At 68.0% G+C, this 23845-nt stretch carries 22 protein-coding genes and 6 pseudogenes; 16 read left to right on the forward strand and 12 right to left on the reverse strand.

Translation table 11 applies throughout. From position 1 onward, the window contains the following. Window positions 1–465: 465 nt before the first annotated feature. Entirely contained in the window at window positions 466–960 is a 495-nt protein-coding gene (locus tag E1292_RS23680; RefSeq protein ID WP_132597409.1) for a tyrosine-type recombinase/integrase, read from the reverse strand. 34 nt (window positions 961–994) lie between these two features. Continuing rightward, a pseudogene (locus tag E1292_RS55845) lies at window positions 995–1204 on the reverse strand (transposase); the annotation flags it as partial. Between the two features lie 262 nt (window positions 1205–1466). Between E1292_RS55845 and E1292_RS23690 the strand changes: the two are divergent. Then, window positions 1467–2660: a lipase family protein gene (locus E1292_RS23690; RefSeq protein WP_132597411.1), complete on the forward strand. Its 1194-nt coding sequence runs from the start codon at window positions 1467–1469 to the stop codon at window positions 2658–2660. Between the two features lie 71 nt (window positions 2661–2731). Further along, a complete protein-coding gene (locus E1292_RS23695; RefSeq protein ID WP_165974704.1) occupies window positions 2732–3439 on the forward strand; it encodes a DUF4097 family beta strand repeat-containing protein in 708 nt (235 codons plus the stop codon). A 20-nt stretch (window positions 3440–3459) separates the two neighbouring features. Here E1292_RS23695 and E1292_RS23700 read toward each other — a convergent pair. Next, window positions 3460–4670 (reverse strand): annotated as a pseudogene (locus E1292_RS23700) (IS701 family transposase). 622 nt (window positions 4671–5292) lie between these two features. On the opposite strand from E1292_RS23700, the gene E1292_RS23710 reads away from it, so the two are divergent. The 4 genes and pseudogenes from E1292_RS23710 to E1292_RS55850 all read left to right on the forward strand — a co-directional run. Continuing rightward, on the forward strand, window positions 5293–5934 hold the full coding sequence (locus E1292_RS23710; RefSeq protein WP_165974705.1) for a glycine-rich domain-containing protein: 642 nt from the start codon (window positions 5293–5295) through the stop codon (window positions 5932–5934). Window positions 5935–6033: 99 nt separating this feature from the next. Continuing rightward, on the forward strand, window positions 6034–7245 hold the full coding sequence (locus E1292_RS23715; RefSeq protein ID WP_132597414.1) for an MFS transporter: 1212 nt from the start codon (window positions 6034–6036) through the stop codon (window positions 7243–7245). A gap of 372 nt (window positions 7246–7617) precedes the next feature. Continuing rightward, a pseudogene (locus E1292_RS23720) lies at window positions 7618–7940 on the forward strand (ISAzo13-like element transposase-related protein); the annotation flags it as partial. A gap of 96 nt (window positions 7941–8036) precedes the next feature. After that, window positions 8037–8255 (forward strand): annotated as a pseudogene (locus tag E1292_RS55850) (transposase domain-containing protein); the annotation flags it as partial. 198 nt (window positions 8256–8453) lie between these two features. On the opposite strand, the pseudogene E1292_RS23730 reads toward E1292_RS55850, so the two are convergent. Beyond that, window positions 8454–8630: pseudogene (locus tag E1292_RS23730) on the reverse strand (IS3 family transposase); the annotation flags it as partial. Between the two features lie 95 nt (window positions 8631–8725). On the opposite strand from E1292_RS23730, the gene E1292_RS23735 reads away from it, so the two are divergent. Next, on the forward strand, window positions 8726–9619 hold the full coding sequence (locus E1292_RS23735) for a LysR family transcriptional regulator (RefSeq protein WP_132597415.1): 894 nt from the start codon (window positions 8726–8728) through the stop codon (window positions 9617–9619). 63 nt (window positions 9620–9682) lie between these two features. Here the strand turns inward: E1292_RS23735 and E1292_RS23740 are convergent, their stop codons facing one another. The 3 genes from E1292_RS23740 to sigJ all read right to left on the reverse strand — a co-directional run bounded on the left by E1292_RS23740 (window position 9683) and on the right by sigJ (window position 12218). Continuing rightward, window positions 9683–9985: an enolase C-terminal domain-like protein gene (locus E1292_RS23740; RefSeq protein WP_246090290.1), complete on the reverse strand. Its 303-nt coding sequence runs from the start codon at window positions 9983–9985 to the stop codon at window positions 9683–9685. Window positions 9986–10122: 137 nt separating this feature from the next. After that, window positions 10123–11019: a GNAT family N-acetyltransferase gene (locus tag E1292_RS23745; RefSeq protein ID WP_246090291.1), complete on the reverse strand. Its 897-nt coding sequence runs from the start codon at window positions 11017–11019 to the stop codon at window positions 10123–10125. 263 nt (window positions 11020–11282) lie between these two features. Further along, window positions 11283–12218, reverse strand: coding sequence for an RNA polymerase sigma factor SigJ (sigJ, locus tag E1292_RS23750; protein ID WP_132597416.1), 936 nt, complete (start codon window positions 12216–12218; stop codon window positions 11283–11285). A gap of 144 nt (window positions 12219–12362) precedes the next feature. Here sigJ and wrbA point away from each other — a divergent pair, with 144 nt between their 5' ends. Further along, window positions 12363–12971 carry an NAD(P)H:quinone oxidoreductase gene (gene wrbA / locus E1292_RS23755; protein ID WP_132597417.1) on the forward strand — a complete coding sequence of 203 codons (609 nt, stop codon included), beginning with the start codon at window positions 12363–12365 and terminating at the stop codon, window positions 12969–12971. Window positions 12972–13020: 49 nt separating this feature from the next. After that, complete coding sequence (locus tag E1292_RS23760; protein WP_132597418.1) at window positions 13021–13440, forward strand: YybH family protein; 420 nt, start codon at window positions 13021–13023, stop codon at window positions 13438–13440. Between the two features lie 432 nt (window positions 13441–13872). Here the strand turns inward: E1292_RS23760 and E1292_RS23765 are convergent, their stop codons facing one another. The 3 genes from E1292_RS23765 to E1292_RS23775 all read right to left on the reverse strand — a co-directional run bounded on the left by E1292_RS23765 (window position 13873) and on the right by E1292_RS23775 (window position 16050). Next, window positions 13873–14121, reverse strand: coding sequence for an SCO4226 family nickel-binding protein (locus tag E1292_RS23765; protein WP_132597419.1), 249 nt, complete (start codon window positions 14119–14121; stop codon window positions 13873–13875). Between the two features lie 237 nt (window positions 14122–14358). Further along, a complete protein-coding gene (locus E1292_RS23770) occupies window positions 14359–14664 on the reverse strand; it encodes a beta/gamma crystallin domain-containing protein (protein ID WP_132597420.1) in 306 nt (101 codons plus the stop codon). Between the two features lie 36 nt (window positions 14665–14700). After that, window positions 14701–16050, reverse strand: coding sequence for a WXG100-like domain-containing protein (locus tag E1292_RS23775; RefSeq protein ID WP_132597421.1), 1350 nt, complete (start codon window positions 16048–16050; stop codon window positions 14701–14703). A gap of 222 nt (window positions 16051–16272) precedes the next feature. Between E1292_RS23775 and E1292_RS23780 the strand changes: the two genes are divergently transcribed. The 3 genes from E1292_RS23780 to E1292_RS23790 all read left to right on the forward strand — a co-directional run bounded on the left by E1292_RS23780 (window position 16273) and on the right by E1292_RS23790 (window position 18807). Further along, the gene (locus E1292_RS23780) at window positions 16273–16872 is read left to right on the forward strand and encodes a chloramphenicol phosphotransferase CPT family protein (RefSeq protein ID WP_132597422.1); all 600 of its coding nucleotides are present in this window, start codon (window positions 16273–16275) and stop codon (window positions 16870–16872) included. 244 nt (window positions 16873–17116) lie between these two features. Continuing rightward, window positions 17117–17704 (forward strand): RNA polymerase sigma factor, encoded by a 588-nt coding sequence (locus E1292_RS23785; RefSeq protein ID WP_132597423.1) that lies wholly within the window; start codon window positions 17117–17119, stop codon window positions 17702–17704. Continuing rightward, window positions 17704–18807: a CU044_5270 family protein gene (locus E1292_RS23790; RefSeq protein WP_132597424.1), complete on the forward strand. Its 1104-nt coding sequence runs from the start codon at window positions 17704–17706 to the stop codon at window positions 18805–18807. The genes E1292_RS23785 and E1292_RS23790 overlap by 1 nt, the downstream gene beginning before the upstream one ends. A 56-nt stretch (window positions 18808–18863) precedes the next feature. Here the strand turns inward: E1292_RS23790 and E1292_RS23795 are convergent, their stop codons facing one another. Further along, on the reverse strand, window positions 18864–20270 hold the full coding sequence (locus E1292_RS23795; protein WP_132597425.1) for an MFS transporter: 1407 nt from the start codon (window positions 20268–20270) through the stop codon (window positions 18864–18866). A 124-nt stretch (window positions 20271–20394) separates the two neighbouring features. Between E1292_RS23795 and E1292_RS23800 the strand changes: the two genes are divergently transcribed. After that, entirely contained in the window at window positions 20395–21141 is a 747-nt protein-coding gene (locus E1292_RS23800) for a helix-turn-helix domain-containing protein (RefSeq protein ID WP_220447026.1), read from the forward strand. 135 nt (window positions 21142–21276) lie between these two features. Further along, complete coding sequence (locus tag E1292_RS23805) at window positions 21277–22221, forward strand: DUF6924 domain-containing protein (RefSeq protein ID WP_132597426.1); 945 nt, start codon at window positions 21277–21279, stop codon at window positions 22219–22221. 130 nt (window positions 22222–22351) lie between these two features. Here the strand turns inward: E1292_RS23805 and E1292_RS23810 are convergent, their stop codons facing one another. After that, entirely contained in the window at window positions 22352–23251 is a 900-nt protein-coding gene (locus E1292_RS23810; protein ID WP_132597427.1) for an aminoglycoside phosphotransferase family protein, read from the reverse strand. Between the two features lie 180 nt (window positions 23252–23431). On the opposite strand from E1292_RS23810, the pseudogene E1292_RS55855 reads away from it, so the two are divergent. Together E1292_RS55855 and E1292_RS55000 are read left to right on the forward strand one after the other, a co-directional pair. After that, window positions 23432–23605 (forward strand): annotated as a pseudogene (locus tag E1292_RS55855) (GNAT family N-acetyltransferase); the annotation flags it as partial. A gap of 22 nt (window positions 23606–23627) precedes the next feature. Beyond that, window positions 23628–23840: a GNAT family N-acetyltransferase gene (locus tag E1292_RS55000; protein ID WP_220447027.1), complete on the forward strand. Its 213-nt coding sequence runs from the start codon at window positions 23628–23630 to the stop codon at window positions 23838–23840. The last annotated feature ends 5 nt before the right edge of the window (window positions 23841–23845 follow it).

Below are 23845 nucleotides of genomic sequence, written 5' to 3' on the forward strand. Positions count from 1 at the left end.
GTTCACCCGTCCGGTCTTCCCCTTGCCCGGTTGCTCCCCCAGACGGAACAGGGGCCCTTGGGCGTCTTCCCCGAGCTTCGCACCCCGGTGAGCAAGACCCACCGACGCACGTCGGGGCGGGGACCAAATTCGAACACTGATCAGGAACTACGCACCCGGCATAACCGGCCTCCAATCTGCGAGTTCACTCGATATGCGCGACTTCGTGTCGCACCCCTGGAAAGAATCCGCACCCATCGCTGATGGTCGGGGTTGCTGTACAGCAGAGAAGTACAGCAACGGGCCCGCACGGTGGCGCACCCTTACGTTCTCCATCACACGTCTGAGCAGGACCGAAGCCTCTACAAGTCGTGACTGGCTCCCGTCTGCAAGCAGGAAGTCAGGAGTTCGAATCTCCTAGGCTCCACCAGGGAAAACACCCCGCCACTGATCTTGTGACGGGGTGTTCGGGCCAACAACGGGCCATTAGCCATCCTGGCCCAGTCTCTTTCTCTCGGCCTCCACCCGAGCGCTGAGCGCATCCGCGATCCGCTGGTCGGCGTCCTTGGTGGCGTGCTGGTAGATGAGCGCCGCCCGATCGCTGTCGTGCCCCATCCGCGCCTTGAGATCGGCCAGGCTCGCCCCTGACTGCGCGGCGAGCGTGTTGCCCGTGTGGCGAAGATCGTGGAAGTGCAGGCCGGCGAGCCCCATCTCCTTCAGCGCCTCACCCCACTTCGCGGCACGCCGGAAGTTACTTCCCCGCAGGAACCCGCCCAGCTTGCCGAGGAACACGAACGCGTTATCTTCTGGCTCGACATAGGACGTGAGATGTTCGGTGAGCGCCGGAACGATCACTGCGGAGATGCCGACCGTACGGCGACCGGCCTTGGAATGGTGGGCGCGGGCGGTGGTGGAGTCGACGCTGACCAGGTCGAGATCGGTCTGCCCACGAGCTGCGGAGTCGGCGATCATCGCCTGCATCAGCCGCTCTCAGCGGACAGGAGCGTAAGCGATCGTAGGCGGTAGACCAAGGCTCGTACTCGGCCGGCAGGACCCGCCATGGACTGCCGGTACGAAACCGCCACATCACCGCGTTGAACAGCCGCCGCAGATCCGGGATCGGGCCCCGCTCGCCCGGCGGTAAGTGAAGCTCGATCAAGCACCATTCCTCATCGGTGGGGTTTCCACGCGCCATGCCCGATGGCTTACCGGGACCGCCGGCCATATCGCAGGCAATCCCTCTGATCTCTACTCCGTACAGGCCCTAGTACGGCAGCCGCCATTCGTTAGCTGAGCTGGGTATATGCGGCGGCCGGGCGGGGGCGTTGGCGGAACCAGCAGGCGCGTGCTTGATGCCGGTAGATGCGGTCCGGGCGGGACGAAGACGTCGTTACGCTCCACGGCGGCGCAGGGGTAAGGCTGGCACTACCAAGAAGCAGGGTGCCGCCAGCAATGCCGCTCTTTGCGGCTGTATCTAGGGTTTCGGCATGACCTTTTCTCGCGCCATAGTGACCGCCGGGCTCGCCCTGGGGTGCCTTGCCACCACGTTCCCCGCCGAAGCCTCAGTAGCACAAACTCTGGCACGCGGCGCCGTGGTCTCCTGGACCCTTGTGGAGAAGCTGGACCAGGGCCAGGTCGCCGAGCGGATCAAGGCAAAAGGCATCGATGCGGCGCAGGTGAAGTACGGGGTCAGCGCCTTTCGCGTGGTCTATCGCACTGTGGACGCCAAGGGCCGGTCCACCACCGCCAGCCAGTTGGTCGCCCTGCCTGACAACACCCGGCGCAACCTGCGGGTCGTCTCCTGGTTGCACGGCACCACCGTCTACCGTGGTGATGTGGCCTCGGTGAACGAGAAATCCACCGACCGCGCCGCGGCGCTGCTGTTCGCGGGGGCCGGGCATGCGGTGTCCGCCCCTGACTATCTCGGCCTGGGCACGGGGCCCGGCAACCACACCTACGGAGACCCGCGGACCACGGTCTCCGCCCCGGTGGACGCCCTGCGGGCGACCCGGGCCTTCGCCAGGGGCCGCGAGCGCCGGCTCGACTCGCGCGTGCTGGTCAGCGGCTTCTCACAGGGCGGTCCCGCGACCATGATGGTGGGGCGCTTCCTGCAACAGGGGCGGGACCTGTACTTTCGGCTGGGCGGACTCGCTCCGATCGCCGGCCCGTTCGACCTGAGTTCTTTCGAGGCCGCCGCGGCGGACGACAAGATTCGGATGGCCTCGCTCTACCTGGCTTACTTCGTGATCTCGGCGGACCGCTATACCGACGTCTACCGCACGCCGAGCGAGGCCTTCCGCGCCCCGTACGACGAGCAGGTGGAGAAGCTCTTTGACGGCAACCATCAGGCCGCGGAGATCGCCCAGGCGTTGCCGCCGACGTCCGAGAAGTTGTTCACCGCGCAGTTCTTGGACAGGGTGCGCAAGCCGACCGGCAAACTGAAAGAGCTGCTGACCGCGCTCGACTCCACTTGTAACTGGAAGCCGGACGTTCCGGTCCGTCTGTATCACGCCAAGGGGGACACGGACGTCGCCTACGACAACGCGCTGTACTGCCAGCGTCAACTGCGTTCCCACGGCGCCACGCAGACCCTCACCGACGCAGGCAACGTGGATCATAACCAGACCGTCCGTAAGGCGCTGCCGCTCGTGGTCGCCAGCTTCTCGGGCAACCGGGCCTGATCCGTCCGGCCTCGAAAACGCCGGTACGGCCGAATCTCTCAGAGATGAACATGGCGAAGATGCAGAGAACCATGAAGATGCAGAGAACCATACTGATCGCGGGCCTTCTCGGGCTCCTGGCGGTGTCGACCGGGTGCGGCACCAGCAGTCCGCTGAAGGAGGACACCGTGTCGTACGACATCACCGGCAAGGTGGCGGCGCTGCACGTCGAAGCCGACAACGCCGGGACCGTCGAAGTGGTCGAGGCGGATCGTCAGGGCATTCGTGTGACGGAGCGCCTGAGCTGGCTCAAGGACAAGCCGAAGGCCAGCCACAAGGTGCAAGGAGACACGCTGGAACTGACGTTCGCCTGTCCCACCACCTGGGGGTGGGGCGCCTTGGGCGCGACCTGCGACGTCCACTACCTGGTCGAGGTGCCCACGGGTCTCCGCGTCAGGGTGCGCTCCGACTCGGGGAACCTGACGGTGAAGAACCTGTCAGGCGAGTTGGAAGCCATCACCGACTCCGGGGCAATCGAGGCGACCGAGCTGACAGGCGAGAAGGTCGCCACGAGGACCGGCTCGGGCGATATGACCCTGGCCTTCGCCGGGCAGCCCGACGAGATCACGACCATCACAGATTCGGGCAAGACCGTGATCCAGGTGCCTCAGGGGTCGTACAACATCGTGGCCGAGACGGACTCCGGCCACAAGCACATCAAGCCCGCGAGCGTCCCCTCGGCCCAGCGCACGATCGCGCTGTCCAGCGACTCCGGGGACCTGGAGGTCAGGACACCCTGATGGGCGCCTCCCAGCGACAGCTACCACTCGTTAACTGAGTTGGGTGTAGCTCTTTCATCCTCGGTGTGGGGTGGCTGGGTCAGCAGGGCGAACAAGCGGCGGATCTCGTTCGCGGAGATCATGATGAGCTGGCTGGTGGTGGCCGGCTGGGCGGGGTCAGGGGCCAGGGCGGCGCGGGTGACGGCGAGGAAGGCGAGGGCGAGCATGGCCAGGGTGATGTAGCGGTACCAAGCGGGATAGAGCCGGACCTGGTAGTGGTCGAAGGCGGCCTCGTTCTTGCCGGTCTGGAAGCATTCTTCGATCGTCCAGCGCGCTCCGGCCACCTGAACCAGGCGCTGTAACGGCACCGGCTGCGGTGTGTGACACAGATAGAAGGCCAGGTCAGGAGTTGCTGAGGGAGCGGCGGATGAGCAGGCGATGCGCAGGGCTGTCGGTGGCGATCAGCGCCCAGGCGTAGCGCCGTTCGCCCTTGGCGCCCGCTCCGCACGACAGGCGCTGCCATCCGCTCTTGGGTACCTTGCCGGCCATCACGTCGGCGCGGACCTTGTCGACACCGCTGGTGATCTGATGCGAGCGAGAGACCGCGAGCACGTAGCCGATATGCCGGGCCTCCAGGAAGCGGCGCAACGGCCCGTTGTCGCCATAGGCCTCATCGGCGGTCACCCAGCCGAACGGCACGCCCGCCGCGAGCGTTCGTTCGATCATGACCTGCAGCAGTTGAGGCTTGGTGGCGAAGCCGACCTGCTCGGGGATGTGCGCGGCAGCGCATCGCTCCGGCCGGGCGATCCAGGAGTCCCTGGGCAGGTAGAGCTCTCGATCCAGCACGGCGCGGCCACGGCTGGAGGCATAGCCGAGAAAGACCCCGATCTGGCAGTTGGCGACCTTGCCAAGAGTGCCGGTGTATTGCCGTTGCACTCCCGCCGAGCAGTCGCCATGCTTGGCGAAGCCGGTGTCGTCACCGACCAGGACCCCGTCGTCTTCGCCCAGGTGCGCCATCAGGTAGCCGCGGATGTCGTCGCGCACCCCGTCGACGTCCCATCTGGCCGTATTGAACAGCCGCTGCATCCCATCCGGGGTGTTCTCACCAGCGTACTCGGCCAGCGACCAGCCGTTCTTGCGCTCCAGCCCAGACCAGCATCCCCTCCAGGCAGGCACGGGCCCGCCGCCGCACTTCGGGACGCTTGAAACGTCCCTCTACCTGTGCGAACGCAGCGTCCAGGGCGGTCTGCAGACGAGCAGCGCTGAGATGTTTTACTCTGACCGACGTGGCCACCGCATGATCTTCAGTTCCATCACGCCTGAATGATCACAGCGGTGGCCGTTCCTCCTTCACCTGGGAATCACCCAGGTGGTCCCGGGTGGTCCCAGGCATGCCCAAGCGCACTCACTTCAGGGAAAGTGCGGCTGGAGGACTAGTGGTAGAGAAGCGCGTTGACGATCTCGCGCATCTCGTATGTGCCCTGGTGGCCGCTGACCGACGGATGCGCGGCCTTCCATGCCGTGATCACCGGCTCGATCGATGCCCAGTGTTCGTCGGATAAGCCGCCAGGGTACCGCTTGGGCTCGCTGACCCGGCCATCCCAGCACAGCTGAGCTCATCGACCGGTGGTAACCGTATAAATCCAGCTGATTACGCTACGGCATAGCGGTCATCGACTTCCGGACCGCCTCTCACTGTGGAACTTGACGCAGGGCGGCACCCGAGATCAGAACACACAGTGAAGATGCATGACTCTGTGTATTTTCCCGTAAGTGTCCGGAAGACGCCCGGTCAATGCCCTGGCATTCTTGTCCATACTTTACTGATGCTGACGGGAGTGAATTGGAATAGCCAAGCTAGCAGGGAGAACATCATGGCCGACCCGTTCGCCGGTGACCTCAAGACGGCGTCTGCGGACCGCTGTGCCGTCGCGTTCGAGTCCGAGGCGTCTGCGGACCGCTGTGCCGTCGCGTTCGAGTCCGAGGCGTCTGCGGACCGCTGTGCCGTCGCGTTCGAGTCCGAGGCGTCTGCGGACCGCTGTGCCGTCGCGTTCGAGTCCGAGGCGGCCACCGGCCGCCGTGTCGATCTCGCGGTATCCACGGAGAGCGGCATGCTTGAATACGAAGTGGCGATGACGTTCATTGACCAGATGGACTTCTCCTGGATCATCTTCAAGCTGACCCGTCCCGACCCTCATATCGCACGGGTCTGGACCGAGGAGGCGGCCAAGGCCGCGGTCCAGCAGTATAAAAACTATCTGAAGCTGGTCCGCAAGCATATGGGGTCCGACTATACGATCTCGCCGTCCGTGGAAGTGGACGAGATCTGGCATCAACATATTCTCGACACCCGTCGTTATCACAGCGACTGCCAGCGAATCTTCGGCGCATACATGCATCACTTTCCCTACTTCGGAATGCGCGGTGAAGAGGACGAGCTCAATCTGCAGAAGGCATTCGCCCAGACTATGAGCCTCTATCAGGAGGAGTTTGGCGAATCGCTGTACGCGGTGTGATGGGAGACGTGCCGACGCGCATCCGGAAGTAATCCTGGCATGGCGACGTGACGAGCATCTCAGCTCGAACAGTAATCGGGGGGAGGACCAAGCGTCGCCATGGCAGTCGACGACCAGTCGCATGTCACCATCGGTGATGTATTGGCCTCGGGTGAATTCCGCGCGCTGTGGCTGGCTCACAGCCTGTCCATCGTCGGCGACCAGATCGCTCGGGTGGCCCTCTCCGTGCTTGTCTTCGGGCGGACAGGCTCCATCTCCATCACTGCGCTCACCTACGCCCTGACGATGGTGCCTGCCTTGATCAGCGGCCCATTACTAGGTGGCATGGCCGATCGCTACCCTCGACGCCGTGTGATGGTCGTGGCGGATCTCATCCGGGCAGTACTCGTCCTCGTCATGGCTCATCCAGGAATGCCGCTGCCGGCGGTGGGCATGCTGGTCGTGGCCGTAGTGATGCTCAACGCACCGTTCAATGCCGCGCGGCTGACCGCCCTCGCCGATATCCTGCCCGGGGACCGCTACACCGTTGGACTGGGCGTCACCAACACGACACAACAGGCCGTACAACTCCTTGGCTTCGGTGGGGGCGGGCTGATCGTGGCCACATTCGGGCCGCCCGTCGCACTCACGCTCAACGCCGCCACCTTCGTTGTGTCAGCGTGGGCGATTGCGACCTTTGTACGTTCTCGTGCGCCCGCGACAGCCTCCGACGGTAGAAAGGGCTGGCTCGGCCACTCTGCGCTGCGTGGCATTCGAACCCTGTGGAGGGACCCGCGACTGCGCTATTTCGCCAGCTTGACCTGGCTCTACTCGTTCTTTGTGGTGCCTGAGGCCCTCGCAGTGCCATACACCACGCAGATCGGGGCAAGCTCTGCAGCCATCGGCCTTTTCATGGGCATAGACCCCGCCTGTTCCGCGGTCGGGACCTTATTGATCACGCGGTTTGTCCCCCCGGATCGGCGCAATCGGCTCCTCGCCCCGATGGCCGTGCTCACCGGCGTGCCGCTGCTGTGTTTCGCGGTCCAGCCCGGACTGCCGATCGCCTTGATCTCGCTGGGCCTGACCGGGTTCCTGTCCAGCTACATGGTCGTGGCGCACGCCCGGTTCATCAATACGGCGCCGGACGACCAGCGGGGCCAGTTGATCGGTGTCGGTACGGCCGGGTTGATCGCGGGGCAAGGACTCGGCATTCTGGCAGGCGGCGCCCTGGGCGAGCTTCTCGGCGCGCACTGCGCCATCGCGATATGCGCGGCCGCGGGCGTCATGGCCGCCTTGGTCACTATAATTTCGGGTACGGCTTCCGGCACGTAACACCGGCCGTGGACGCTGGTCGGTTGCAATCAACCCTTACGGCGATGCCAAGCCGGGTCATCGGAGGGTCGTGGACGGCGACCAGTCCGGCGACCTGAGCATCGGCCTGCCGGTCCCACCGTCGGCCCGTCCACCGAAACCGACCCGGTAGGCGTGCTGGTCTCGGCCCTGTCCGCCTGCGGCGCGGTTATCGGCCACGGCCGTTAGTCCAGATCGGCAACACCCGCCACCCGCTCCTGATCTGGCCGCTGCTGTTCGGCCGCACCGGCTCCGGCCGCAAGGGGCAGACCACCGACACCGCCGAGATCTTCCTGCACCACGACGGCATCGGCTACGCCGACCTCTGCGTCACCGGCCTGTCGTCTGAGCAGGCGGGAATGGCGGCCTCGCGGCGAGCCGGTGCAGGAGGACCATAGCTTTGGGCCGGCCCGAACGTCGAGACGATGGTGCCCTATGGGATCTACGACATCACCGCCAACACGGGCTGGGTGGACGTCGGAGTCGGCCACGACACCGCGGCGTTCGCGGTCGCCTCGATCCGCCGCTGGTGGCAGGCGCGCGGCCATACCGACTACCCCAGCGCGTCCCGGCTGCTGATCACCGCGGACGCGGGTGGTTCGAACAGCTACCGCCAACGGCTCTGGAAGGCCGAATTGGCCGCGTTCGATGCCGAGGCCGGGCTGCTGGTCACGGTCTGACATTTCCCGCCGGGCACCCAATGCCGTTGCTTGACTAACGCAAGGGTTCCTTGGGGCTCAAGCAAGTGACGTTCCAGCTGTGCGCTTGTCGACATGCATCCGTGGATCGGGTTGTCCGATGACGGCGTCTTGAAGTGCTCACCGAGCGGGTGGGTGACGCTCGAACTTGTGGATCGAGTGCCGGCCGAACACCGCCGTGAGGGCAGCAGGCCGGGAGCGTTGCCGCCGCGGTTCATGATCTACTTTGTCCTCGTGCTCGCGCTGTTTCAGCAAGACTCCTATGACGACGTCGCTGAGAACCTGGTGGGAGCACTGGGCGAAAGGATCAGTCGGTCCCGAACAAGTCCTCCTCAACCCGTGCCCGGCAGCGGCTGGGCGGCGGGCCCGTTGGAAGGGCTGTTTCGTGCACTGTCCGGGGTCGGTGGCTCCGGAAGGGCTGCCTGGATCGTTCTATCGCGGGATGCGGCTGGCCGCGGTCGACGAGCTCGTCCTTCTCGGCGCTGGTCAGCCCGCGGCGAACTGGCGTGTGACCAGGTCGGACGGAGCGACTGCCTGCCGGTCGGCGATGGTGGTGCGACAGCCTCTGCGCGGGCTCACCCCGATCAGTCCGGCGGCCCGCATCAACCGGGCCACCCGCTTGCGACCCACCCGCACCCCATCGAGCTCGCGCAGGTCGGCGTGGATGCGCAGATCACGCGTCGCTCTGTCATGTGGTGAAAGGTAGGCAACCAGCAGATATATGTCCAATACCTCTCCGAGAATCGTCTGATATCTCTAAAGGTATGGATCGTCCTGAGCTCAGCCTTCAGCAGCTTCACGCCTTTGTGGTCCTCTCCGAGGAACTCCACTTCGGGCGCGCAGCGGAGCGGCTGGGCATCGCGCAACCGCCGCTCAGTCAGCAGATCCGCCGCCTGGAAGCGAAGGTCGGGCACCCGCTGTTCACCCGAGGACCCGGCGCGGTCACCCTCTCCGCGGCAGGACACCAACTCCTGCCCGCTGCTCGGCGCGCACTCGACGAGATCGCCGTCGGCCTGGACACGGCCCGACGCACTGGCAGCGGTGAGGCCGGTCGTATCCGGATCGGTTTTTCCGCATCGCTCGCACTGACCGTCCTGCCGGGCTTGTTGCGCGCCTACCGCGATCGGTTTCCCCAGGTGGAGATGGAGATCCGTGAGATGACCACGGCGCCGCAGGCGACCGCTCTGCACGAGCATGTGATCGACGTCGGGCTCCTGCGCGAGCCGCCGGACGAGCCGGGGCTGGCGACCGAGACGATCTTGTCCGAGGAGTTCATCGCGGTCCTGCCGGCCGCCCACCTCCTTGCGGCCCAGCGCGTCGTCCCGATCGAAGCACTCGCGGACGAACCGTTCGTGTTGCTGCCCCGTAGTGCCGGACCGATGTTTTACGACCGGATCCTCGACTTGTGCCGCAGTGCGGGTTTCGAACCCCGCCTTGGCCAGCAGGCGGTCGAATGGCAGACGGTCTGCGCGCTGGTCGAGGCAGGACTGGGCGTGTCACTCGCCCCGGCGAGCATCCGCCGGATCCGCCTCAACGGTGTCGCATACCGCCGGATCGAACCGAACAGCTCACGCACCACCGTCGCAGTGGCCTGGCGTGGTGACGACCAGAACCCCGTGGTCACACGATTCCTTGAGGCCGCCCGCGGCGAACCCTGAATCGTCTCCTCCTCCGCGCATCAACCACATGCGTCTGGAAGGTGATCCACTCGGTGGCGGTGGTCACCTCTTTTCCAGCACGTCGGTCAGCGGCTCGACGCCCAGGCCGGGGCCGGTCGGCACGGCGAGGTGCCCGCCGTCCAACGCGAACGGCGCCGTCACGTCCGTCGCGAAGCAGCGCCGCGACCCCGACGTGTCGCCCGGCAGGGTGAAGCCGGGCAGCGCGGCCAGCGCCACGTTCGCGGCCCTGCCGAGCCCGGTCTCCAGCATGCCGCCGCACCATGTGGCGATCCCGTGCGCCCGGCACAGGTTGTGGATGCGGCGCGCCTCCAGGTAGCCGCCCACCCAGCCAGGCCTGATGTTCACGATCGAGCAGGCGCCCAGCCCTCGGCGTCGGGCGTGACCACGCACACCAGTAGCACGTCCCGCGTCGTGTCGGTGCCGAACGACGGAACGGTGCGTCCAGCGGCATCGCGATCCGCCGCAGCTCCACCCGGTGATCTTCAGGCGTTCCTCTCGACCACGTAGTAGGTCTTGCGATGGAAGCCGGTCACCGTGGCGCCCTCCTCCATGAGGCCGCCCAGCACCTCGCGCACGGCGTGCCGCCACGCTTTGGCGGCGCCGGCGTCCACCCCGCGCAGTCTCTCGATGTCCTCGGGGACCGCGACCAGCACCACGCGCCCGTCGGTACGGCCCTCGACCGGGCGGCCGCCGTCGTCGCCCAACCCGACCACGGCGTCCTCCGGCACCGCAGGCAGACACGGCACCCGCCGGACCGCCGCCTCCACCGCCGGGTCGGTCAGCGGCCACACGGCCAGGATCCGGTCGGACTCGTCGCCCTGGTTGATGGCGTCGGCCATCACGCCGTAGAAACATGGCAGGTACTCCGCCGGCCGCGCACCCAGCTTGGCCAGGTTGAAGTGCGCGTTGCGGCGGACCAGCGGGTCGTAGGTCCAGGTGATCCGGGAGATCCCGCGGTCCAGCGCCCACTGCCGCTGGTGCAGTTTCAGCTCGAAGCCGATGCCCCGTCCCGCTGCCGCGCCCGTGTTTTGCGAGTGCAGGGTCGAGTCCTGCCCGAAGAAGCCCACCGACGCCCCCACCATCCGGTCGCCGTCGAAGGCACCGGAGACGTAGTTGCCCGCGTGAGTCAGCGCCCGCATCAGCCCGGCGGTGATCGGCCGGCCGTCCGGCTCGAATCCCCAGATTCGCTCGAACAGCTCATCGACCCGCTCGAACTCCTCGTTCGTATGGAGTTCCCTGATCACGGCCGAGGTCGTCATGGTCGAGTAGTCGAGCCCGGTGGTCCCCGACACGTGCACGCGGTCGCTGTCGACGGCCCTGGCGTACTCGATCTGTTCCTCGAAGGTCGATCCGCTGAGAATCGCGCGTCGCTCCGTCACCCGACGAACGCTAGGAGGACCAGGGGTGATACGTCCAATACGCGCTGGTTGATGAGTTGATATCTGTGGCCGTATGGACCGTCCCGAGCTTCCCGGCCACAACTGCACATCTTCGTCGTACTGACCGACGCATTTCACCTCGGCCACGTGAACGGCTCGGCATCGCGTAGCCGTCGCTGAGCCAGCAAGTCCGCCGGCTCTGAGGCCAGGGTGTCTTCCAGCACGGCCCAACGGTCACGTCCTGCTGTGTGCTCCGCGCAGCCTCAGCCCGTCGTCCAGGGCCGGAGTTTGTCGGGGTTGAGCACTGCCCAGATGCGCTTGATCCGGTCACCTGCGACGTCGAACGCCATCACCGCCATGGTGCCGCCGTCCTGCTGAGCCATCAGGCCGGGCCGGCCGTTGACCGTGCACTCCAGGATCGTCACGTTGGACAGCGCGTCGGCCCGATCGGCGAAGAAGCGCGCGACCTGCTCGGCGCCTTCGACCGGGCGGAGCGCGGCGCTGACGAGTCCGCCGCCGTCGCCGACCGCCGTGGCGTCGGGGTCGAGGAGGGCGATGAGGGCGCCGATGTCCTTGGCTTCCCACGCCTGCTTGAAATGCCTGACGATCGTGGCCTGCCGCGCTGCCGGAGCCGCGGGGGTGTGCGCGGCGCGGATGCGGTGGCGGGCCGAGGAGGCCAGCTGGCGGCAGGCCGCCGGGGTACGGCCGACGATCTCGGCCACTTCGGCGAAGGGGTAGCGGAAGACGTCGTGCAGGATGAACGCGACGCGCTCGGCCGGGGTCATCGATTCGAGCACGACGAGGAACGCCATGCTGATCGACTCGTCGAGGGTGACGCGCTCAGCCGGGTCGAGCGTGGTGTCCCCCGGCCGCTCGCTGATCCACTCCGAGGCTTCTGGCACCGGCTCGGGGACCCATGAGCCCACGTAGTGCTCGCGCCGGGCGCGTGCCGAGCCGAGCAGGTCGAGGCAGATGCGGCTGGCGACCTTCGTCAGCCAGCCGCTGGGGGATGCGATGGCCTCCTGCTGCTGCCGGGTCATGGCGTACCAGCGGGCGTAGGTCTCCTGGACGGCGTCCTCGGCCTCGGCCAGGGAGCCGAGAAGCCGGTAGGCGAGACCGATCAGCTGGCGCCGCTCGCTCATGATCGCGCTCAGACCCAGGTCGAGCTGGCCAGGCCCTGGCTCGGATGGGGTGGTCATCGTGTCCCCGACTCTCCTTGTCGCATCTGCCCTCACCGGTTCGACGAGACAGCTACCCGAAATGTGAGGTTGTCGTGCCGCCTGACGTTCCGGAGGGCTACGTCGTCCTAAGGATGAACCGAACGATAAGGACGTGAATTGACCATGGAACCCGTGAACGTCGCGATCATCTACTACAGCGCCACCGGCACCGTGCATGCCCTGGCCCAGGCCGCCGCCGAGGGCGCGGAGAAGGCCGGTGCGCACGTGCGACTGCGCAAGGTGCGCGAACTCGCCCCGCAGGAGGCGATCGACGCCAACCCCGACTGGGGCCGGCACATCCAGGAGACCGCCGACGTCGTCGAGGCCGGCCTCGACGACCTGGCCTGGGCCGACGTGGTGCTGTTCGGCACCCCTTCCCGCTTCGGCAACCCGGCCAGCCAGCTCAGGGCGTTCATCGACACCACCGGCCCTCTGTGGTTTCAGGGCCAGCTCACCGACATGGTGTTCTCGGCATTCACCGCCTCCAACACCGCCCATGGCGGACAGGAGTCCACCCTCCTGGCCCTGGGGAACACGTTCTACCACTGGGGCGGCATCATCGTGCCCCCCGGCTACGCCGACCCCGTCCAGTTCAAGTCAGGCAATCCCTACGGCGCCTCCCACGTGGCCGGCGATGGCCCGCCCAACGATGTAGCCCTGGAATCGGCCCGCTACCAGGCCCGGCGGGCGGTGGACACCGCGGCCGCGCTCAAGGCCGGCCGCGCCGGCTGACCGAGTCACCTGTATTTCATTCTGCGCAGACGTTCGAACGGAGGACATCATGGCTTCGAGCGAGTCCGAGGTCAGGGCAATGCTGGACAGGCGGGTCGAGGCCTGCCGGGCGAAGGACCTCGACAAACTCATGTCACTTTACGCATCCGACATCGTCTATTTCGACGTCGTGCCCCCACTCCAGTTCAAGGGGTCCGACGAAGTCCGCCGCAACTTCAAGCGGTGGTTCGATGAGTACGAGGGCTCCATCGGCCTCGAAACGCACGAGTTGCAGATCGCGGTGAGTGCGGACGTGGCGTTCGTGCACATGCTTCACGTGGACAGCGGAACGCGTAACAACGGGGTCGACGGCGCCGTATGGATTCGATCGACGGTCTGTTGCCGGCGGTCGAACGACAAGTGGCTGATCACGCACGAACACATCTCGATGCCGGGCACCTGGCCTCTCCCGGGTGCGGAAGGTAATTAGACGGCGTGGTGGCCCACAGCGGGAGCGGATCCGGGTGATGGAGAGCTCGTCGATCTCGACCTGCTCGCCCTCGAAGTCCAGGAGGATCGGGCAGTCGGGTAATCACTCATCCTGTTCGAGATCCCATACCAGGATTGCGCGCGTCAGCCGCCGGCCGACGAGGTCGCCGACCTGGTGAAGGCGACGGGGCACCGAGCGCATCGCTGGTCTCGGGCATGCTCCGCGGGCGGGGCATCGTCGAGACGGCCCGGCTGGTGTTTCCCGGCGATGAATATGCGAAGCGAGGTTCTGATCCTTATGGCCGGCAGGGTCTACGTCCGCCACGGCCGGGCTCTCCCATAAGCCACCGAGGCCGAGACGCGGCGCTGCTGGAAGCGGGTGCTGCCTATTGCTTGCCGTGGTGCTCGGACGCCCTAGCCCGCCGATCAGCGATCAGACGGTCAGCGGCACCCTGTGGATCTCGTCGGCCGGGTGCCCCGCCCGCTGGTGGATGCGCTGGACGGCATCCGCGTCCGGCGCCTCCGACAGGCAGTACACCACGCCCTCGTCAGGGTCGGCCCATGCGTGCTGGAAGGTCACGCCTTCCTCTCTCTGTATCGCGAGGTCGGCGGCGTGCGCCTGCTTGAGCTCCTCGTCGGTGATGCCCGTCATGCCGTGATGCACGTCCATGAACTTCGCCATGGCTTCCTCCTCGAAGGCGTGACCTGCGGATCTTTTCCAGCTTAGGGCGGCCTTTGGCGGACCGGCCCCCAAAACTTCGCCAAGAAGGCGCGCCGCCGCCACCCCTATCGCCGGACCGCGCTGACAGAAGCCGGCCGCCGGCGCTGCGCCCGACCTGTGGCACGCGCTGATGTCGTTCTCTTCCACCGTTGTGGTCCGCGCATCCAGGCCGCAGGTCGGGCGCAGCGGCCCTCCGACCTATACGATTCTGATCCGGTACACCATATGCATGTTGCCGTTGCTCCCCGGCGAGCCCTCCCAGATGTTCCATTTGGGAAGCAGCATGGCTTTGGCGGGCCCGCCTACGTCATCGGTGTATTCGATTGCCACCTTGTTGTTGCCTGCGGAGATCAGGCCGACGCCGTAGATGGCCACGCTCATCGTGCCGGCGTTCGCGAAGCAGTGGTGGTCCGTACCATTGAAGATCTGCAGGACTTCACGACTGTGACTCACGTTGCAGTCCGCGTGGTTGATGGCGAATGCGGGGGCGGGGAAGGCCACCATGACCGCCGGGGCGGAGGCGTAGCCGGCCGGCGTGGCTCAGTCCGACGGGATGTCCCACGTCACGGTGCGCGTCAGCGCCCCGTGCGTGCGAAAGGACCGGGCCCATCCGAGGGTCTCGAAGCGCCCGTTCGCGTCGTCGGGCTTGTCCGTCGCGATGTCGTGGGCTCCCTTGTTGAAGTTGTACCGGTCCTCGGCGTGGACGGTGATCTCCATCGTCGCCCGCCCGCCCTCGACCCGGACGTCGGCCGAGCCCCACTGGGTGTAGCTGCCGAGCGTCTTCTGCCAGTTCTCCGTGTCGGAGTTTCCGGACGACAACCCGCCCGTCATCCGGAAGTGGCTCTGGCCACTTTCCTTGTGGAGCCGCATGGCCTCGGACTTGGCGTCTTCGACCGCGTAGTCGACGGAATCCCGGATATCGCGGTCCTCTTTGTACGCACGCTCGAAGTCGACTTCGAAATCCTCACCCGACCCGTTCAGGTAGTGCTCGTAAACGGCGAGGCCGTCCTTGAGGTCCTCCCGTTTCAACTCGCCGCCGCGTAGCATCGCCCGCCATTTGAACCAGCTCTTGTAGTCGTCAAGAGTCGGCTTCTCATCGGGGTCGTAGGGGAAGTCGTGGTCGTAGCCGACGGTCGGCTCCCCCCGGCCGATGTGGTATTTCCCGTTCTTGTCATCACCTTTCGGCTGGTGGACGGGGGACGGGGAGTGGCTATTGGGCGCCTCTTCCAGCAGCGTGGTCGCGGCTCCAGCGGTCGCCAGCGCGGTCGTACGCCCGAAAGCCGTCGCGAGACGTGAGCCCTTCGCCGGGGCGGCGAACTTCGGCGCCTTGGCGCCGAGCATCCGGCGCACCCGCGTCTCCACGCCGCGGATCAGCTTCTGCCCGAAATACCGCGCGAACCTGTGCCGCAGCGTCGCCAGCGCCTTCCTGGCGAAAGCCCGCAGCCTCATGAGCGATCCCCGCGCCTTGAGGGCGGCGAAACCGCCACTGACCGCCGCCGAAGCGGCCGCCCACAGCAGGACGATCAGCGCGTACATCGCCAGCAACTTGAGGACGATCTTGACGGTCTCGACGACCTTCGCGTACAGGTCGTGGCCGTCGGCCAGCGCGTGCAGGGAGGTCGCGAGGCTCTGCAGGTGCCCCTTCTGCTCTCCGTCACCGTGATAGTCGGCCCAGAATGTGTTGAGCTCGTCGATGTGGTCGCCGGAGTTGTTCTGGGAGGCGTACGTGACGACACCGTGGGCGCTGGGATTGACGCCGTCCGCCAGGTTGGTGGCGCAGGACCGATAGACGGCTCCGCACGCACGGAGATGATCCTCGTCCTCTGACGGCCATTCCACCCCGAGCATGGAGAACGGGGTCTGCAGCGCTGCCGGAAGGACGACCGCCATCAGTCAGCCTCGAAGGGGGGCACGCCCCCGCGGCTCACCGCCGAGGTCCCAGGACGACATGGGCCTCACTGTCCCGCTCCCACTCACGACGCAGCGTTATAAACGGTGCCACTTTACTACAACTTGACCCTCAGGGGCCTGTTCGTGACCGCTGGTGAGGACCACGTCGACCATACGGGGGCAGAGCGGCATACGCTCCTGGTCGCGACTACAGTGGCCGGCGTGCCATACGCCGGATCCCAAGGTCGCGTCATCTTCCTCAACGGGACATCGAGCGCCGGCAAGACCACTCTGGCCCGGGCCATCCAGGACGAGAGCGACATCCCCTTCGTCTACTGGGGAATCGACACCCTGTTCAGCCTCGTCCCGCCGAACTGGGGCGGCGGACGCGACGGCCCGCTCAGCAGATCCGGCTTCTGGTACGACCGCACCACTCAGGACGAGGACGGCCGTCCCCACGTGGTCGTCCGCTACGGCCCGGTCGGCCGCCGCATGATCCGTTCGGCCTGTGCTGCCGCGGCGTCCTTCGCCCGCGGCGGCGACAGCGTCGTCATCGACGAGATGCTGCTGACCCCAGATTTGCTGCCCGTGTGGATGAAGGCGCTGGCGGGCCTCGATGTCCTGCTCGTGGGCGTGATGTGTCCGCTGGCGATCGCCGAGCAACGGGAAGCAGGACGCCGCAACCCGCCCGGTCTGGCACGCGGGCACTTCCGGACGGTCCACGACCACGGCGTCGCCTATGACATGACGGTGGACACCAGCACGGGAACACCCGCAGACCTGGCCAAGGCCGTCCTGCTGCGTCAGCCGGGCAGGCGGTGAACCCTGCGCGGCCGGACCCAGCAGGGGAAGGTCCATGACCGGCTGAGAGCCCGCCGGCTCCGGGGGTGATCGCCGAGGGGCGCCGGAATCCGTAGGACGCGGTTCCGGGAGCCCGTCGTTGCCGGTCCGGGACGCGGAACCCGGCGAACGGGCAGCCGTGGACGGCGTGATGGACCGTGAACAGGACTCGGGAGTTCGCCGAACAACCAGTGTTCCGACGTCACCGCCTGAAAGGCCGGCATGCATGACAGCTTCCCTTCGAGATTCGGCGCCTCCCGAGGAGGGGACCGACGCCCAGGTAATAGAGGCGTCGTGGCGACATCCTGATCGTTTCGGCGCCGTCTTCGATCGTTATTTCGTTTCCATCCACCGCTACGTGCAGCTGCGCTTGGGCGCGTCGGCCGCGGATGACCTCGCCGCGGAGACCTTCCTGCGCGCCTTCCGCAGCAGGGAACGTTTCGACCTCAGCTGCTCCAGCGCCCGCCCCTGGTTGTACGGCATCGCCTCCAACCTGGTCGCCGAGCACCGTCGCGGCGAGGCGCGCAGGTACCGGGCACTGGCCAGAAGCGGCGACACCGCGGAGATCGAAAGTCACGACGAGCGTGTGGCGCAGCGGGTCTCCGCGGCGGTCATGCAGCCGCGGCTGGCCGCCGGACTCGGCAGGCTCTCGGCCGGCGACAGGGACGTCCTGTTGCTGGTCGCCTGTGCCCAGCTCAGCTACGAGGAGGTGGCCGAAGCTCTCGGCATACCTCGGGGAACGGTGGGATCGCGTCTCAATCGTGCCCGCAAGAAGCTCCGCAAGATCATCGGTCCCGCCGGGGAGGCACTGTGATGAACGAACTCGAAGCGATCAAGAGCCACCACGACAGCCTGCCCGGACCCGCGCCCGAGGTGAGCGCGCGCGCATGGGGCCTGCTGGTCGAAGAGGTCGAGGCCGAGCGGGCCGGGAGCGGCCACGGTCAGGCGGTGCGGCCACGTGGGCGGGTGCTTGGCGGTTTTCCCGGCGGCCGGCTGGCGCTGAGGGCGGGCGTGGCCGTGGGCCTCGCGGCTGCGGTGACCGCCGGACTGATCCTGGTGCGTGGCGGCCACGACTCCGCTTCGTTCGGTACGCCTCCCGCCAGCGCCGCCGAACTGCTCCGGAATGCGGCCTCGGTCGCGGCGCGGGAGGAGGTACGGCCCGGGCCGGGGCAGTTCGTCTACGTCGACCAGAAGGACGTCACGTTCGCCTCCGGCTCCGAGGGCGAGTACACCCAGGACGTACGCCGAGAGGTGTGGCTGCCGGCCGGGGATCCCGGCAGGGCTCTGACGCGCTCGACGTACGGGCAGGCGCACGTCATCAGCGGGCGTCCGGCGCACCGGCAACCCCCCGGGACGGTGGAGTACCGGCGCGCGGGGCAGTGCCACGAGCGCTCCCTGAGCCTGCCGTTCCAGGCCACCGATCTTCTCGCCGATCCTGATCGGGCTCTGGCGGAGATCCGCGAGGACGCGGAGGCGTTCGTCCGGTCGGACCAGCGCAGGCGAGGGGAGACGGGCCTGGGCGAGGACGAGATCGACATGCGGGTCGAGAAGGTTGTCGCGAGCTCGTTGCTCGGGCTGGCGCAGGACCCGCTCACCTCCTCCGAGATCAGGGCCGCGGTCTTCCGCACGCTGTCGAAGCTGCCGACCGTGACCATCGTCCCGAACCTCACCGACCCCGCCGGACGACGCGGGGTGGGCGCCTCGCTCAAGCTGGAGAGCCCCGACGGCTGGGAACGCGGGGAGCTCATCTTCGAGCCGGCCACGTATCGGTTCCTCGGCTACCGGACCTGGATCGGGCGGCAGGAAGGCGGGCAGGTCAAGGAGGTTCCGGGCGCCAGCACGGCGGTGATGAGCGTGAAGGTCGTCGGCTCCATGCCGGAGGTTCCCCAGGACGCCGGCAAGCCGATGTTCTGCTGACCGGGGTCGCGCTCGGGCAGGCGCTTCCCGTCCGGCTCGGCGGCCGCGTCGCACGTTCAGCTCACTCCTCCTCTCGCGGTACGCCGAGCCAGCAGGGCGACCCGGACGGCGCACGCCGTACCGATCGCGAGGAGGACGATGCCGGCGGTGACCACCCGCAGGAGACCCTCGGCGGAGGAGGGCGCCGCGAAGTAGACGCTCCCGAGCCCGGCGACGGCGGTCACCCCGGAGAGCATCGGGCCGGTGGCGTTCAGCGCCGAGATCGCTGACGCGAACCGCGCGTCCACCAGGGAGGTGATCTGCGCGATCAGCGGGCTGTACCCGGCGGCGTGGCCGGCTCCGGCGAGGAGCAGCAGCGGTATGGAGCCGAACGGGCTCCACTGGTCACGGTAGAGGAACACCAGCAGGGCCGACCCCGCCGCGAACATGATCGGTCCCGCTGTCGGCAGTGCGTTCTGCAGCCCCTGCGGGTAGCGGTTCCAGCTCAGGCTGAGCATGCCGAAGCCCAGGGCGTACGGGACGAACGCCAGTCCTGCCTGCAGCGGGGAGTAACCGAGCGCGGTCTGGAGGTGCAGGGTCAGGACGAGCAGGAAGACGGTGTAACACCCATTGATGATCCAGCAGGCTGCCAGCCCTGACTTGGTTCCGCCCGGCCGCAGCGCCGCGAGGTCCAGCAGCGGGTGCCGCGCTCCGGTCTCATAGCGGACGAACGCCGCCAGCAGCGCGGCGCCGCCCGCCAGCGAGATCCATGCCCACGTGGGCCAGCCGTGGTCCTGGCCGAAGATGAGCGGGACGGTGAGCGCCGTCATGGCGACGGTCAGGAGGGCCACCCCGGCCGGGTCGAGGCGTACCTGCCGGTGGTCCGTGCGGGAGTTCGGCAGGACGCGCGGGCCGACCAGCAACAAGATCACGCCGATCGGGATGTTGATCAGGAAGATGGGCCGCCAGGAGAGGCCGAGCAGGTCAGCGCCGGCGACCAGCCCGCCGATGACCTGCCCCAGCGCGACCCCCAGGGCGAGCACCATGCTGTAGACGCCGATCGCCCTGCGGCGTGCTGCTCCCTCCCAGTGCATGTGGATGAGCGAGAAGATCTGCGGCATGAGCAGCGACGCCCCCATGGCCTGGGCGATGCGGGCGAGCACCAGAACGGTCGCGTCGGGGGCCAGCCCGCACAGCAACGACGCGCCCGTGAACCAGCCGAGCCCCACCAGGAACGCACGCCTGTGCCCGATGACGTCGCCGATCCGCGCGCACGTGACCAGCAGGACACCGGTGGCCAGCAGGTAACCCGACACGATCAGCTGGATCTCGGCGTCGGTGGCGTGCAGGCCCTCGCGAACGGTCACCGCCCCTACGGACACGATCGACCCGTCCATGGACGCCATGGCTTGCCCGGTGAGCAGTACGGCCAGCATCCGGCCCCGGCGGGCAGCCGTCACCGGCGGAGGAGCAAGAGTGGTCATGCGTTCAGCATCGGCCGTCCCGTGCCGCCCCGTCTTGAACGAATATGCGGGCGGCATTGTCGGTGGCGATGCGTAGGGTTGTCCGGTGCGTACGGCGAAAAGGCTGATCGAAAGCCCACACTTCGTGATCCACGCAGTCGAGTGCGCGGACGACCACGCCGGCTGGTCGGCTCCCGAGACGTCACCCGCCGCCCAGATCGTGCTCGTCCGGCGGGGCCGGTTCCGGCTCGATTCGCAGGGCCGGCAGATGACGGTCGAACCCACCACCGGCTATCTGCACCGTCCGGGGCAGGAGATACGCTTCGCCCACCCGGCAGGGGGAGACGTGTGCACCTCGATCACGTTCACCGGTGACGTGCTGACGGCCGGGCTCGATGCCGTCCGCTCTCCCGCGGTCCGCGTTGACGCGCGGCTCGAACTGGCCCACCACCTGCTGCTGCGCGCCGGCGCGGACCCTGGCTTCGCCGCCGTCGAGGCCGTCCTCGACCTCCTGCTGCCGGCGCTCCTTGAGCAGCCCCAGGATGTGTCCCCGCCGGGACGGCGCGAGCTGGCGGATCGTGCTCGGGAGGCGATCGTCGCCGACGAGCCGGGCTGCGCCGACCTGACATCCCTGGCCCACCGGCTGCGGACCTCCCCGTCTCACCTGAGCCACACCTTCCGCCATCACGTGGGCATGCCGTTGAGCCGTTACCGCAATCGCGTACGCGTGAGCCGCGCGCTGACGTGCCTGGACCAGGGCGAGACGGACCTCGCGGCGCTCGCGGTCAGCCTCGGCTTCAGCGACCAGGCCCACTTGACTCGCGTCATGCGCGACGAGCTGGGCCACACCCCCGGCCGGGTCCGTACGCTCCTCGCCTCCGGAGCCGGCTGACCGGCCCTGACCGGCCGCTTCTTCCCGGCAGCGGTTGCCTCGGCGCGGTTGTCACCGGAATGGCGACGAGCGCCGCGGCCCCTGCCCTCCCTCACGGTAATGTCCTGATCTTCGCGTCTTTTCCTCGGAGGAGTCATGTCCCGTCCCAAGCTTCCCCGGCCGGCGCCCGGCGACGTGCTGCTGGTCTGCACGTGTTACGAGGACGGCAAGGCCCTGTACGGCCGGTTGCTCAACGAGATCGGGGGACACCAGGAAGGCGACGTGCTCGTTCTCGAGGACAGCGGGGTGCGGCTCCGCACGGTCGAGGACCCTGGATGGGACTACCTGCACGGCGGTAACGTCCCGGCGCTCGTCCCGGACGGCGGCCCCGTCCCGCCGGTCGCCGTCCTGGTGGACATTCCGGTGGTGTACGGCGGAGACGGGCCACTGCTGGTGGACCTGGCGGCGACACCCGGGCGCGGGGTGCGGGTCCAGCAGGACCGGCTCAGCGAGATCCTGGCGGCCCTGCTGGCCGGCGCGCTCGCGTTCGACGACCTGGTACGCGGCATGGACCGCTACGGCATGTACCTGGGGGACGGCGGCCGGCCGGCCTTCCCCGTGCCGGCGGCGCCGCCGCGCCGGTCCTTCCCGGCGCTGCCCTCCACCGCCTCGGCCCTGCTGGTCCGTACCTCGTTCGACGACGAGGACGGCTGGCGCGCCCTGCTGGACGAGCTCGGCGGGGCCGACGGGGACGGCCTGCTCGGCGCTGACCTGGACGAGGACGAGCTCGACGAGGAGGACGCCCCGTTGGAGGCGCTGGTCGTCGACGACCGGGCCTTCGAGGGCCTCCAGCCGGGTGAGGTCCCGGCGCTGGTGCCGCCCGAGGAGCACACCACGCTGGTCGCGCTCGCCGACGCCCGGACCTTCGCCGAGCCCGGCCGGCCGCTGACGGTCGTCGACCTGTACGACACCCCAGGGCAACCCGCCGTCCTTCCCTGCCGCATGGTGGGGTCGCTGGCGTGCAACCTGGAGATCGCCAACATGGACTTCCACGAGTTCGTCGCCGAGGAGGGCGTGGAACCGTGGTGGGACCGCTCCTGACCGGACTCGCCGGTTCGCGTGTCGTGGAGCGCCCGATACGGCCCGGCCGCGCGCGCCTTCGTCAGCAGTCGGCTTCTGGGCCAGGGCCTCGCGCTGAGCGGTTCGGGCGACTCGCGTGCGGCCGGGTTCACTAGCCGATGAGGGCCTCGGTGATCTGGCGGGTGGTCTGCGCGGCGATCCTCGGGTTGACGGCGGCATAGGAGGTGTAGGCGTTCAGGCCGGTGGTGAGGGCCCAGCCGCGGCCCCGGGCCCAGGTGGCGTCGTCCACGCCGAGCGCGGCACGGAAGGCGGCCCGGCTGCCGGCCGACATCAGGGTGTAGGCGATGGTGAGGTCGCAGGCCGGATCGCCGATGCCGAGCCCGCCGAAGTCGATGACGGCGTTGAGGCGGCCGCCGAGGGTCAGCAGGTTGCCGGTGTGGAAGTCGCCGTGGAACCAGACCGGCGGGCGATCCCACGCGGGGGCGTCCAGGGCGGTGTCCCACAGATCGGTCATGGCGGTGGCGTCGAACACGTCGCCGACCTCCGCGATGTCGGCCCGCGTCGCTTGATCGCGGCTCTTCAACGACTGGCCGGTGAGGTCGTCGCGGGTCTCCGGGGTCGGTACGTCATCGGGCCTGTACTGCTGCAGCGCGGCCAGGAACTCCGCCAGCTGGACGGCCGCAGCGGACGAGTGGGCCAGGGCCTCGACGGTCGCCACCTCGCCCTCCAGCCAGCGGGACACCGCCCACCGCCACGGGTAGCCGAAGTCGGGCTCACCCACTCCGACCGGCACCGGGATGGCCAGGGGCAGGTGCGGGGCGAGCCGGGGCAGCCACTCGTATTCCTTGGCGGCCTGCCCGATGGCGCCGGCGTGGCGGGGGAGCCGGACGGACAGCTGCTCGCCCAGCCGGTAGATCACGTGGTCGGAGCCGGCCGGGTCGAGCAGTTTCAGCGGCAGCTCGGCCCACTGCGGGAACTGCGTGTCGACCAGCCTTCTGGCCAGTGCGGCAGTGATCGTGGGGCGGGTGTCGGGGATGCCCGAGGTCGCCAAGAGCAACTCCTGTGATCGGCCCGCTCCGTGCGGCGGGCGGCGGGACCATCACAATGCACCGCGGGCCTGCCTGTCGATCGGATTTCCGCTCCCGCGCGACCGCTGCCGGGCCGCTGTTCGCGCGCTCCTGCTGGTCACCGATCATGAGGTATGACCCGCGCCCTGTCGACGCCGCCCGTCATGGCCTCCGGCTCCCTCGCCGGCTCGCCCCAACCCGTGCTGCCCGCCGCCGGGGGGCTGGTGCTGCGTCCCTGGGAGAGGGCCGACGCGCCGGCGTTCCTCTCCGCGTACCAGGATGACGAGATCAGGCGCTGGCACACGCGCCGCCCCTCGACCGTGACCCAGGTCCGGGAGTGGTTCGACAGCCCGTGTCGGCGTGGCCTCCCTCGCCCTCGCGGCACTCACGGCCTGGGCCCTGGACGAGATCGGCTTCCACCGCCTGGAGCTGGACCATTCGACGCGCAACACGGCCTCCTGCGGGGTGGCCACGAAGTGCGGCTATCTGCTGGAAGGCACCAAGCGGAGCGCCGCCGTGCATGACGACGGACGGCACGACATGCACCTGCACGCCCGCATCCGAGGGAGGTGAGCGTG

This window comes from Nonomuraea deserti (genome assembly GCF_004348685.1).
Classification (GTDB): Bacteria; Actinomycetota; Actinomycetes; order Streptosporangiales; family Streptosporangiaceae; genus Nonomuraea; species Nonomuraea deserti.